The organism is Paenibacillus sp. GSMTC-2017 (genome assembly GCF_016019935.1).
In the GTDB taxonomy this organism is placed as follows: domain Bacteria; phylum Bacillota; class Bacilli; order Paenibacillales; family Paenibacillaceae; genus Pristimantibacillus.
Map to the genome: position 1 here is coordinate 209,857 of NZ_JAECMT010000002.1, position 12,788 is coordinate 222,644.

Below are 12,788 nucleotides of genomic sequence, written 5' to 3' on the forward strand. Positions count from 1 at the left end.
GGGAAAGCTAGCTCACCTAGTCACCTATTTTGAGAAGCCAACATGTTTTCTAATGTGGGATAGTAATATTTGTTTTCAAATTGCATTGACTCCTTCTATACTAAAATAGGTATTGAAATTTCATTTAATTTATCACTAAATCCAAACATTCTACATAAAACCTTCGATTATGACAGAATCGGTATATCATTACGTAACTTTGTGACTACCATTTTTTCTCTTTTTAATACTTTTATACCATTTTGAATTAATTCCCATAATGATAAAATGAAATTGTTTCAAAAAAACTTAAAATCTGAAGGAGGGTTACATTATGAAGAAGATTTCTAAGATCATGACTGCATTCGGAATAGCTTTTGCGTTAACAGGTACAAGTGCATTTGCGGCAGAAAATGTTCAAAGCTCTGATCAAGTTTCACCTTTAAATAACAACGTCAATTATTATTACATTCTGGAAATTAAAACTGCTGATGTCTCCAAAGCAGGTACTGACTCAGGTATTGATATCGTGATAAGTGGAGCCAACGGATCAACTTTGATAACACCACTTGATTCACCCGGCCATAATGATTTTGAGAGAAATACTACCCACTTATATTCTGTCCAATCGCAAATCGACCTCGGAGCTATTAGCAGCATTACAATCTACCACGATGGGGCAGCCAGCATCTTTGAAGATGCAGCTTGGAGACTAGAATCTGTAAAAGTCGCTTTGGGAGGTACTCATAAAAAGACATTTAATATAAATACATGGATCGGTGGTAATGGTACTCCATCTTCAGCTACTTTTAACTAAATATACCTATCTTGCTACCTATTAAATTCGTTTAATGGGTAGCTTTTTTATTTCAGGATTGGACTATCCTATTTACTATAAGAATGACTGAGATGTACGCATCTCCTCCGAATTCATCTTTTATTGATCACCCTCCTTATATTTCGACAAATACAATTTATTCCCTTTATTATTCGAATTCAAAACTTTATAAGTTAGACTATTGTATTGAAGTTAATAGAAAAATTTAAAATTACAATGTTTACTTCACAAGATAACCATCTGCACCGTACATACTTATAAATAATGTTTTCTTTCTTTAACATCGCGGAGGTTTACCCACCAACCATAATTGTTCAGCGTGTATTTTCTATTACCCATCTATGGGTACTCTAGTCTTTCCTCCTCATTGAACCTTGGCATCAAAAATCTCAGCTACAGCCCGTATAGGCATGCTCTTAACGTTGTTATTCAAATTCCCTTTTTTCATTAATAACAAATGACACTAATATTTACGAGATTACTAATTAAACTTAAGGAAACTCTTGCTTCGAACTCAACCTAATCCAGCCTCGCCACCATAAGTTTCAGAGCATTCTTAAAACATTTCCTGTCAGATCAGATAATACGACTAATCAACGTTACAATCATTGAAAATGATCTACACAACTCTACCGATATACTTCTCCATTCAAACCACCTATATAAGAACACTTGTTCTTATTATATACAAGCATACGTTCTTGATACAAGATATTCACACAATTCAGCTGTTTACTAACAGCTACAATGATGATAAGATATTGTCGAATAATGGAATTTAATATTAACAATTATGGGGGCAAGCATTCAGTGAGCACAGAACTATTGTATGGTCTTATGTTTTTTCTTTTGGGTCTTCCTACATCATATTTAATAAATGTAAATACCCCCAGAATAAGAGATTGGTTCAGCCTAAGATCTATAAATAAATCGAACAAAAGAAAAAAAGTAATATTAAAAGAACTCGAATACATAGAAACTCTAGCCAGCGTACCAAATGGTCTTGTTGGAATTGCATTTATCAAAGTGTTTCACACAATTTCATTTTTAGCTGCTGGTATTTCTTTATATTTCTACTTTGAAACTATCTCTATTACTAGTAGTTCTATGAGTTTGTATTTCCCAATTATGAAGCTTACAATTGCATTAGCAATCTACGCAGCAGGGGTTTATGCAATGGATGCCGCTAAACAAGTTAGACAGATAATGTTTTTTGACATTCATAAAAAGAAAACGCTGAAAAGAATAGAAACAATAGAAAATAGCATTAAAAGTCTAACCCGCCAACCGGAGTAATTGGCGGGTCTTATAAATTTCTTTATCGATACATACGTTCGCGTTTTCTCATCCCACGTCACCTCAGCCCTAAACACTTCCGCAACTGATCTTAGGTGTATTCATCAATCCATAATTTATGATATACTGGCTTCACGTCGTCTTAAATGCGTATCGATCTGACCAACCAGAAAGGATACGTATGGAAATCATAATATTCGTACTCGTTTTGGCCTACCATTTGTTAAGATTAGTCTTTCTATTAATAGATCGATTTGATCGAACTTCTGGTCGTACGAAGAAAAAACACAAGCGCAATAATAGGTAACTTAAATTAGGGCTATGAAGTAGAATGAGCGTAGGGTGAAGACAAACCGACTAACAATCCCCAGTTACTCGGAACTACACCGGTATGTAGCACAGTAAGATTCGCAGTTTTTGTCCTTAGACGATTAGCGCAAATTACATACACATAGAAAAAAAAGGTCAGGAGGTAGCAACCCCTGACCTTTTCCCTATTCCCTTTAGTAAGGAAATACCCATTATCTGTGCGGAAACACAGATAATTTTGATTCTTTAGCCATTCAATGGCACCTAGATTTCCTAGATCTTGCAAAGTTCTTTAAAATTACATATAAAGAGTTTCGGTGAACCAATAATCTTCCCCAAGATCATTAGATCGGTTCCGCAGGAATCTTTTTTCTTACTCGATTGGCAATTACATTTTATCACTAATAGATCAATTTGTTAATAAAAAGATACTCATTTATTAATATGAACTGTTCGCGACTTGTTATCCCACGTCACCTCTACCCCTAACGTCTCTGCAACCGCCCGCACAGGTACACACGTAAAACCGTTCTTAAGAGTACCTTTCTGCACCAGACGCACACCGTTAACAACTATATCAACTTGGTCACTTACAGGTACATGCCTAAATCATCTTTATTTAATGCTTTTGAACGAATATTAATTCGTGCTGATCTTCCTATACACTCCCTGCGCCATACATATGCAGTACTAATGCTAGAAGCAGGAGTAGATATGAAATATATTCAGGAGCAGTTAGGTCATGGTAGCATTCAAATTACTTCAGATGTTTATTCTCATATCTCGCGTAAACTTGAGAAACGTAACACTGATAAGATTGAAGCTTATACTTCTAAAATATTGGGGGGCAATCGGGGGGCATTTTCTTAAAAACTCCAAAGTACCCCAAAATGCCCACCAACGATAAACCCTCTAATCTCTTGTTATATCTAGGTTCTTCCTCTTAGTAAAGAGTCAAATATTGATCTCTTTCCCATTGGTGAACTTGTGTACGATACATATCCCACTCGATCTCTTTCAGTTCGTAGAAATGAGCTAGTGCATGGTCGCCTAATGCCTCACAAACGATATCGCTTCTTAACATCTCGTCTAGTGCTTCCTTCAAATCAAGCGGCAAGCTTGGAATTCCAGCATCTACACGTTCCTCTTCAGACATAATGTAGATGTTGCGGTCAGTCGGAGCAGGCAATGGAAGTTTGTTTACGATACCGTCCAATCCTGCTTTTAGCATTACAGCTAGTGCTAAGTAAGGATTAGCTGCTGGGTCCGGATTACGAACTTCAACACGAGTTGATAGGCCACGAGACGCAGGAATACGAATCATTGGCGAACGATTGCTCGCTGACCATGCCACATAACATGGTGCTTCGTAACCAGGCACAAGTCGTTTGTATGAGTTTACAGTCGGATTCGTAATAGCTGCCATCGCACGTGCGTGCTTCAAAATACCAGCCATATAATGACGAGCCGTCGTACTCAGACCAAGCTTATCCTTCTCGTCGTAGAAAGCGTTAGTACTGCCTTGGAACAACGATTGATGACAGTGCATACCAGAACCATTCACACCGAATAGTGGTTTTGGCATAAAGGTTGCATGCAAACCGTGAACGCGAGCAATCGTTTTTACAACTAGTTTAAACGTCTGGATTTGATCCGCAGCACGAATGGCATCTGCATATTTGAAGTCAATCTCATGTTGACCTGGCGCTACTTCATGATGAGATGCTTCAATTTCAAAGCCCATCTCCTCTAGCGTCAACACGATTTCACGACGACAGTTTTCACCTAGATCCATAGGCGCAAGGTCAAAGTAACCACCTTGGTCATTTAGTTCCATTGTAGGTTCACCGCGGTCATCCGTTTTGAAAAGGAAAAACTCAGGTTCAGGACCAACATTCATTGCAGAATATCCTAGTTCTTGTGCTTCTTTCAATGCACGTTTCAAAATACCGCGCGGATCACCAGCAAATGGTGTGCCATCTGGCATATAAATATCACAGATTAATCTAGCAACTCGATCTTGTGCTACCCAAGGGAATACAACCCAAGTGTCTAGATCAGGATATAAATACATATCAGACTCTTCTATACGAACATATCCTTCAATGGAAGAACCATCAAACATCATTTTATTATCAAGCGCTTTATCCAATTGGCTAACTGGAATCTCAACGTTTTTGATTGTGCCGAGCAAATCGGTAAATTGCAAACGAATAAAACGTACATTCTGTTCTTGCGTTATACGTTTAATATCTTCTTTTGTGAAACTCATAGAATCATCTCCTCTTAGTTTCGGTCATCCATTTACCGTTTATTTAAGAAACGGGACAATTGCCCCTGAATCATTGAAGCTTGACCTGGTCTCTTCTCTATCAATTGTTGCTTAAGTAAACGATGTAGTTGTTGATCTGACATCTCACGACGCTTCACTTCGGAATGTTCATCTACAATAGTAGCATCATCCGACTCTTTTGAAACCGGATTCATAACTTGCTTTATTCCTGCGATGTTAACGCCCTTCTCGATCAAAGACTTAATTTCAAGCAAACGCTCTACGTCATTAAACGAGAACAACCGTTGATTGCCCGCGGTTCTGGCAGGCACAATCAACTCGTGCTGCTCGTAGTAACGGATTTGTCTGGCTGTTAAATCTGTCAGCTTCATAACGATGCCGATCGGAAATAAGGCCATATTTCTGCGTATTTCATCAGCCATGTCGCATCAACCTTCCAGTTGCTCATTTATAGCTACATTGTATCTTGCACGTTACAAATGTGTCAAGTTGTGTAAGGTTTGATAACAATTAATCCGCTCTCTACGAGCCTCTTTAATGCTGTAAGAACACCATACTTAGCATGTGCGTAAGTAAGTCCACCTTGCATGTAAGCTATATATGGTTCACGGATTGGAGCATCTGCAGAGAGCTCCAAGCTACCGCCTTGGATGAACGTTCCTGCCGCCATAATGACAGCATTCTCATAACCGGGCATATCCCACGGTTCAGGAACAACATGTGCGTCTACTGCAGCAGCTTGCTGAATGCCCTGTACAAAAGCAATTAGATGATCTGCTTGTCCAAAACGAACAGCCTGAATAAGATCAGTACGAGTTTCTTGCCATTTCGGTTTTGTTTCGAAACCAAGCTCTTCAAACAATGCAGCAGCAAGAATGCTACCTTTAACAGCTTGACTAACTAAATGCGGGGCAAGAAATAATCCTTGATAGATAGAGCGTGTAGTCCCTAACATTGCCCCTACTTCTCCACCAATACCTGGTGCCGTTAATCGATAAGAAGCAGCTTCAACAGCAACATGTGTGCCAGCGATGTATCCACCTGTTTCAGCGATTCCACCACCTGGATTTTTAATTAAGGAACCTGCCATTAGATCAACACCAACCTGCGTTGGTTCAATTAACTCTGTAAATTCACCATAACAATTGTCAACAAACACGATAACGTCAGCTTTTATCGATTTAACCCTTTTAACAATATCCGCTATTTCAGATACAGTGAAAGAAGCTCTCCAATCATAACCACGAGAACGTTGTACCCCTATCACCTTTGTGCTTTCATTAATTGCACCTTCAATACGATCCCAATCAAGACCGCCTTCTGGCAAAAGAGCAACTTCAGAATATTTGACTCCCCAATCTTGCAGAGAGCCCATCCCATCACCCAGCTTGCCTATCACTTTATGAAGCGTATCATACGGTTTGCCCGTTACATAAAGCAGTTCATCACCCGGACGAAGCACGCCAAACAACGCGCAACTAATTGTATGAGTACCTGATGCAAAATGTGGTCTAACAAGTGCTGCTTCAGCTCCAAATACATCCGCATACACGAGATCGAGCACTTCGCGTCCACGATCATTATATCCATAGCCAGTTGATCCAGCAAAATGATAATCACTTACTTGATGGCGCTTAAACGCCTCTATTACTTTCCACTGATTACGTTCAGCAATCCGCTCTACTTTGCGGAAAGCTTCGTTAGCTTTATCTTCTGCCCCTTCAGCTAAACGCTCTAACGTTTCCCATAGTTGGTTATTCACTTGATGTTCGTTATTCATGTTCATTGCTCCCTTTAATCCTGTTACGGTTGTTCAATTGATATCCAAAATGTAAGCCTACTTATTATATACCATTTTAACAAGCTTGTCCGACTCACCTAGGTAAGTCTATAGTACATCTTCAGCAGTTCCAGCAAGCCGCGCAAGCTCAGCAAGAGAATGCTCGGAGTATCCGCTCATCCACTTGCCGCTTTGCTTTGGACATACCATACAAACAACATTCATACTGCCACAAGAAAAGGATAGTTAAATCTTCAAATCTTCGGGTCGTATTGACATAAGTTCACTTTTAGCAGGTATGGAGCTAGAATAGTGATTAATAAGCCGTACAGCTTGATGTCGAATAGACTTTTCAATCGTATTGCGAACAAATCTTGCGTTGCTAAATGAAAACATGTCATTCAATTTTTCTTGCATCAAATATTGACGTAGTTTAAAGACTGTCTGCGGCATCAGCACATAATCGCGTTCTTTCACCATAAGCTCTCCAATTTGCAGTAATTGGTCTACCGAGTAATCTGGGAACTCTATCTGAATTGGAAATCTTGAAGGTAGCCCTGGATTTGTAAGTAAAAATTGATCGATTTCAAGCGGATATCCGGCAAGGATTAACACAAATTGGCTGCGGTGATCTTCCATTGATTTCACTAATGTGTCAATTGCTTCCTTACCAAAATCCTTTTCCCCACCACGTGCCAGACTATAAGCCTCATCAACAAATAATACGCCACCAAGCGCTTTTCTCACGAGATCCCTTGTTTTTTGAGCTGTATGGCCAATATATTCTCCTACAAGATCTGCTCGCTCAACCTCGATCAGATGTCCTTTTGATAAAACGCCCATTTTTTGAAAAAGCTTCGCAATTATTCTCGCAATCGTCGTTTTACCTGTGCCAGGATTTCCTTTAAAAATCATGTGGTACACTTGTGAACCACCATTCAAACCTGCTTCAGCTCGCATTCGACTTATATAAAGAAGTGCATATACCTCGTAAACGAGCGATTTCACATTTTCCATGCCGATCATTGGTTCAAGTTCCTTTTGAATATCAGCAAAGTGATCTACCGCTGGCAGCGGTTTTACATCGGGTAGAGGATCTGCTTCAAGTGCTTGAGCGGAAGCACCGCTCCCGAACACATTATGACTTCTGAGCACCACGTTAATTTGACGAGAAGGCCTTGTCGTTCCATTGCCTGATCCCGATATGACGTGTCCATTCATCTGACGCATCACCTTTCCTTTGTCCAGAAGCTGTGGCGGAATACCGCACTACAAGCTTATTCTATCTTGTAGACGTATATTAGCAGATTTACAGCATCTATTCAGGAGAGCGGAGACCTAACGTAAATGTGAGCCAGTCCAGCTTCCACTTGGTGAAAGCAAGCACTTCCCTTGTATCGTTGTAAAATTCATTTAGGACGCGAGATTGTACACCAGCAACACCTTTTGTCTCAAGCCCAGCGAATGTAGCAATTTCGTTAGCACGAGCAGCGTGATAGTCATGCGTTATAATTAAATAAGATTTAATACCTTTCGACTCTCCGATATTTCTACTGAAAACAATATTTTGATAAGTGCTGCTAGCCTTTTTTTCTAGTAACAGTTTGTCCTCTGCTACACCTTTTAATAGTAAGTAGTTGCGCATACCTTCTGCTTCTGACAATGTTGACGATCTACCACCAACACCACCAGTAAGAATTAACGACTTTACCGTTCCATTTTCGAGCAGGACAATAGCAAAATCTAACCGTTCCTTAAGAGCAGGACTTGGTGTATCACCCCAAAGAGCTGCACCTAGAACAATTCCTGCATCTGCTTTTGGATAGGTATCCTTAGCACTGTAGTTGTTCATTACCCAATATAAATAACCACACCAAAATATACCTGCAACTAATGACCACATGATGAAACGGAAAAAGAGCAGCCACGGTCGAAAAGCTCTCTTTCGTTTCCGTGGCTTGCTCCTCTTTTTCGGTACAGACTTCATGATTCGCTTAGCTCCCCCGTTCGTTCCCCTAAACTTTTCCGATGTCTGAGGCTAAGTGTAAAGTACCTGAAACGACCGTTACGGATGCTTGATAACAACCGACCAGCTGTCTTTCGTGCAAGTGCAGCGTCTTTGCCAGTAACATCGCCCTGTCTTAGTGCGTCTTCGAGCTCATCTTCATCCATTAAATAAACTTCACCGCTTGGCAGAACAACTACATCTAGATATAAGTCATCAAACCATGGTACCTGCTGTTCCGTTAAACCTTGTGTCTTACATATATCGATATACCACTGAACGACACGACCTTTATCATCAAACATCGTTGTTACTACAAAATGCTCGCCTTTAGGAAAATGTTGCATCCACAAATAACCTCGATCAGCTAAACATAATCTTCGACCGTTGTATTCTTTCCAAAGCGGTTCTCTAAGTTCATGAATCCGATAAAAAGTAACAAGCCCTTTGAATTCATCTCCATCAAGTGCTAAGCACGAATAGCTTCTTCGCAATATGCGACGCCAATTCGCTCGATCAGAAAATTTTCTCTTCATACGGAACGTACCCTTCCGTTCAATTAGACATGCAACTGCACCAGATTAAACACTCTATAGAAAAAGATTACCATATCTTAACGTCCATCTCCAGCGAACATGGAAAATAAACCTAGCCCCTTAGCTAAAATAACTTCGAAATGAAAAGAGACAGCCCCTTGTTAGGGCAAATGCCCTCACTTGAAACTGTCTCTGCATGTACTGCTTGTACATTATAGTTCTTCAATTTTAATCGATACAACGGTAACCTTTTCTGTTGGCATCCCGTTTTTGACTGGTGTCGATGATATTGAACGAACAATATCCATTCCATCTACAACTTTTCCGAAGATCGAATAATTAGGCTGTCTGTTCAAGTTTTCAGCATCAGGGCCTGTACAAATAAAAAATTGACTACTCCCCGAATTAGGTGATCCAGTGTTGAACATTGCTACTATGCCTTCTTCATAAACTCTTTCTGTCTCGAGCTCGTCCGGTATACGATAACCCGCATTACCTGTTCCGTTACCTTTTGGGTCACCGGTTTGAATCATAAAAGATTCAATAATGGAATGAAAAGTTATCCCTTCGTAAAAACCTTGTTTTGCTAGAAATACAAAGTTATTAACAGTAACTGGCGCTTCATCCGCATATAGCTCTATAACAAAGCTGCCTTTACTTGTCTCTACGTTGGCCTTATATGATTTGTTTAAATCAATAGACATCTCAGGTGTTTTATCCCAGCTCATCAACTTGATTTCATTTGACGACGGCCCACTTGAGCTTACTGGTAAGCTATCCTTCGACCCGCATGCAGCGAGTAGAAGGATAACAGTAATTACGAGCAAAATCGTACGATATCGTTTTACATCAAGCTTCAACTTCTTCAACCACCTATCTATTGCAGAGCTGATTAATTTCCATTTGTCGTTAACCCATTGCCAGCTTCTCCGCCTTCAGCAGTACTTTGAGGAACAATTGGATCAATCGTTTCTAGACTACCGTCACCAGTTGCAGGCTGTTCCGTTTCTTCTGGCGGCAAAGTTGGTTCTGGCGTTTCATTACCATTGTTACCACCTTCAGGATCCGTTGGTGGAATAGACGTCTCAGGTTCCGTCGGTGGTACTGGTGTCTCAATTGGAATTTCAGGAATAACAATTTGCGTTATACCTGATCGTTCACTTTTCGTTTCGGTAGCTGCATCATGAGCGATAACATAATATTCGTAGGTCATACCTGGGAAGACATTAAAGTCATCAACAGTTGTAGAAGCAGCCGTGTCGGCAAAATGAGTGAATTCAGTTTCGCCGCTTCCTTTACGGAATACTTCGTATGTCATATTTTGCTCAGGAACAGGGTCCCAGCTTAATTGTACTTTAGCTTCTTCTTGAATATAAGTTGCACTTATATTGCCAACTTTCGTTAACGGCTTATCTTCCTTAGCACCTTGAGGACGTTTGAAGCTTTCTCTCTCTACATTTTTCATCGCTGCTTTCATAACCTTAGCGAATAGTGCTGATGTTTGAGAGTTGCCTCCACGCTTAAGAATATGGTTAATATCTGTCTTGTCATAACCCATCCAAACAGCAGCAGTCCATTCAGGTGTATAACCAACGAACCATGCATCCCTAATTCCTGAACCTTTATAACCTTTTATACCGTGCTGCGTCGTACCCGTTTTACCAGCAAGAGGGCGTCCGAAGTTAGCTCTAGTTCCTGTTCCGCCCTTCTCAACAACTGCTTGCATCATTTCGGTTAAATACCAAGCCGTTTCAGATGACATCAATTGTTTGCTAGGTGGGGCTTTATACGTTTTATTGTACTTGTTTTTACCAGTGATGCTCGTAATGGTATGCGCATCAACTGATTTCCCTCCATTAGCTATAATGCTATATGCAGTAGCCATTTGCAATGGAGATGCACCACGTGTTGTTCCACCAAGTGCGAGTGCAAGGTTCTCATCCTCTTTTTCAAGCGTCAAACCCAGACTTTCCGCAAAAGCAACAGAATTCTTAATACCAGCTTCGTTAAGGAGCCATACTGCAGCTAAGTTACGTGAATCCTTCATTGCCTGCTTCATCGAAACAGGCGTTGGGCCCCAACGATCAGTAGGACAATAATTGGAATAACATTTTTTCTCATTCGCTAATGTCGTCCAAGGGAAAAACTTGCCTGTTTCTAGTGCCGGACCAAAGGATACGATAGGTTTAATTGCCGATCCAGGTTGGCGAGGCTGTTCTACACGATTCCAGCCCCTCATTTGATAATCACGACCGCCTGAGAGCGCCTTAATTTCACCAGTACGATGATCCATAATAATCATAGCACCTTGAACGATTTGCTCATCTTTACTTTTTTCAAAGTTGTCAGGATTGTTAAATTCTTTATCCATAGCATCCTGAGCTGTCGTATCCAGCGTTGTATAGATATGATATCCGCCTACACGAAGTTCTTCCTCGGTCTTCTGAGTTAACTCCATCGCTTCTTCGATAACGAAGTCAACAAACGCATGATAGTTGCCATTTTTGAAATCATCAACATTTGCTGGAGCTTCATACACAACTGCTTTAGCCTGCTCCATCTCTTCAGCCGTAATATACTTTTGATCATACATTAGTTGTAAAACAACTGCTCTTCGATTCAACGAATCTTCAGGTCGATTAATCGGATTGTAGCGGTTTGGTGCTTTAGGCATTGCTGCAAGAGTTGCAGCCTGCCACAATTCTAGCTCAGATAATTCCACCCCAAAGTAATAATCGGCAGCAGCCTTCACTCCGTGAATACCTTTACCAAAATAAATTCGATTTAGATACATCGTTAATATTTCATCTTTAGTTAACTTTTGCTCGAGAGCAACCGCTATAGATGCTTCTGTCGCTTTTCTGAAAAACGTTTTGTCAGCGCTCAAAAATACATTTTTAGCTAGCTGTTGGGTAATTGTACTACCGCCCTCTACAGCACTTCTAGCAATTACGTCCTTCACTACTGCACGACCAATAGCCCAAAAGTCGAGTCCAGAATGTGTTTCGAACCGTTGATCTTCAGTTGCTACAATCGCATTTCGCATTATTTCCGGAATTTCCGAAAACTCCGCTACTTCACGATGATCCAAAGCATCGTATAATCTAGAGATTTCCTTACCTTTCGCATCGTAAATGATAGATGCCTCGCCGAAATCTAACTTGTTGCCATGCTCTTCAAGAAGTCTTTCGCCGTTCAGTATGATTAGCAAATATCCAATAATACCACAGACAATTCCAATTACCGCTGTGAAAAACAATCCGTAAAACCAAGCTTTACCTGATATACGTCTTTTTTTCTTCACTTTAGGTTTTGGTGTCCTTTTTTTAGGTTGTTCAGTCATGATGACTCCCTCCTGTGATTCCCAGCATCGTTTATTCTAGCATTACCACGAAACGACAAGAGCAACCCGTCTTGAGCGGGTTGCTCTTGCATACCGCTATCTAGTTAAACGAACGACTATATAAGAAAGTTTCACAAGTGCTACTTAACTAGCCTTCAGACGAGTTATTTTCCGCTTGCATTAGCGATACATTTCGCTGTGGAACAAACGTCGAAATAGCATGCTTGTACACCATCTGTTGACGTCCTTCACTATCAATAATAATTGTGAAATTATCAAATGCTTTGATAACGCCTCGAATTTGAAACCCATTCATCAAAAAAACGGTCACCGGTATGTTATCCTTGCGCAACTGATTCAGGAACGTATCTTGAATATTGATTGATTTGTTCATTGGACGTAACCCCCG

The 12,788-nt window shown here is 40.3% G+C and carries 12 protein-coding genes and 1 pseudogene; 3 read left to right on the forward strand and 10 right to left on the reverse strand.

What is annotated here, in order from left to right:
• Nucleotides 1–313 precede the first annotated feature (313 nt).
• Both I6N90_RS08210 and I6N90_RS08215 read left to right on the forward strand, forming a co-directional pair.
• On the forward strand, nucleotides 314–796 hold the full coding sequence (locus I6N90_RS08210; protein ID WP_197935048.1) for a PLAT/LH2 domain-containing protein: 483 nt from the start codon (nucleotides 314–316) through the stop codon (nucleotides 794–796).
• Nucleotides 797–1,627: 831 nt separating this feature from the next.
• Nucleotides 1,628–2,113 carry a hypothetical protein gene (locus tag I6N90_RS08215; RefSeq protein ID WP_197935049.1) on the forward strand — a complete coding sequence of 162 codons (486 nt, stop codon included), beginning with the start codon at nucleotides 1,628–1,630 and terminating at the stop codon, nucleotides 2,111–2,113.
• A 741-nt stretch (nucleotides 2,114–2,854) separates the two neighbouring features.
• Here I6N90_RS08215 and I6N90_RS25430 read toward each other — a convergent pair.
• Complete coding sequence (locus I6N90_RS25430) at nucleotides 2,855–2,983, reverse strand: stalk domain-containing protein (protein ID WP_442950949.1); 129 nt, start codon at nucleotides 2,981–2,983, stop codon at nucleotides 2,855–2,857.
• Between the two features lie 15 nt (nucleotides 2,984–2,998).
• Here I6N90_RS25430 and I6N90_RS08225 point away from each other — a divergent pair.
• Nucleotides 2,999–3,292, forward strand: a pseudogene (locus tag I6N90_RS08225) (tyrosine-type recombinase/integrase); the annotation flags it as partial.
• A gap of 73 nt (nucleotides 3,293–3,365) precedes the next feature.
• Here I6N90_RS08225 and glnA read toward each other — a convergent pair.
• The 9 genes from glnA to hfq form a co-directional block, all read right to left on the reverse strand.
• A complete protein-coding gene (glnA, locus tag I6N90_RS08230) occupies nucleotides 3,366–4,694 on the reverse strand; it encodes a type I glutamate--ammonia ligase (protein ID WP_197935051.1) in 1,329 nt (442 codons plus the stop codon).
• A gap of 32 nt (nucleotides 4,695–4,726) precedes the next feature.
• Nucleotides 4,727–5,137, reverse strand: a complete 411-nt coding sequence (locus I6N90_RS08235) for a MerR family transcriptional regulator (protein ID WP_197935052.1) — start codon at nucleotides 5,135–5,137, stop codon at nucleotides 4,727–4,729.
• Between the two features lie 62 nt (nucleotides 5,138–5,199).
• Nucleotides 5,200–6,495, reverse strand: coding sequence for a methionine gamma-lyase family protein (locus tag I6N90_RS08240; RefSeq protein ID WP_197935053.1), 1,296 nt, complete (start codon nucleotides 6,493–6,495; stop codon nucleotides 5,200–5,202).
• 246 nt (nucleotides 6,496–6,741) lie between these two features.
• On the reverse strand, nucleotides 6,742–7,716 hold the full coding sequence (locus I6N90_RS08245; RefSeq protein ID WP_197935054.1) for an AAA family ATPase: 975 nt from the start codon (nucleotides 7,714–7,716) through the stop codon (nucleotides 6,742–6,744).
• Nucleotides 7,717–7,813: 97 nt separating this feature from the next.
• Entirely contained in the window at nucleotides 7,814–8,482 is a 669-nt protein-coding gene (locus I6N90_RS08250; RefSeq protein ID WP_197935055.1) for a YdcF family protein, read from the reverse strand.
• Complete coding sequence (locus I6N90_RS08255) at nucleotides 8,479–9,036, reverse strand: DUF402 domain-containing protein (RefSeq protein ID WP_197935056.1); 558 nt, start codon at nucleotides 9,034–9,036, stop codon at nucleotides 8,479–8,481. Before I6N90_RS08255 ends, I6N90_RS08250 begins: the two co-directional genes overlap by 4 nt.
• Before the next feature lie 212 nt (nucleotides 9,037–9,248).
• Nucleotides 9,249–9,896: a peptidylprolyl isomerase gene (locus I6N90_RS08260; protein ID WP_232242782.1), complete on the reverse strand. Its 648-nt coding sequence runs from the start codon at nucleotides 9,894–9,896 to the stop codon at nucleotides 9,249–9,251.
• 32 nt (nucleotides 9,897–9,928) lie between these two features.
• On the reverse strand, nucleotides 9,929–12,379 hold the full coding sequence (locus I6N90_RS08265; protein ID WP_197935057.1) for a PBP1A family penicillin-binding protein: 2,451 nt from the start codon (nucleotides 12,377–12,379) through the stop codon (nucleotides 9,929–9,931).
• 148 nt (nucleotides 12,380–12,527) lie between these two features.
• Nucleotides 12,528–12,773, reverse strand: a complete 246-nt coding sequence (hfq, locus tag I6N90_RS08270; RefSeq protein WP_197935058.1) for an RNA chaperone Hfq — start codon at nucleotides 12,771–12,773, stop codon at nucleotides 12,528–12,530.
• Between the last annotated feature and the right edge of the window lie 15 nt (nucleotides 12,774–12,788).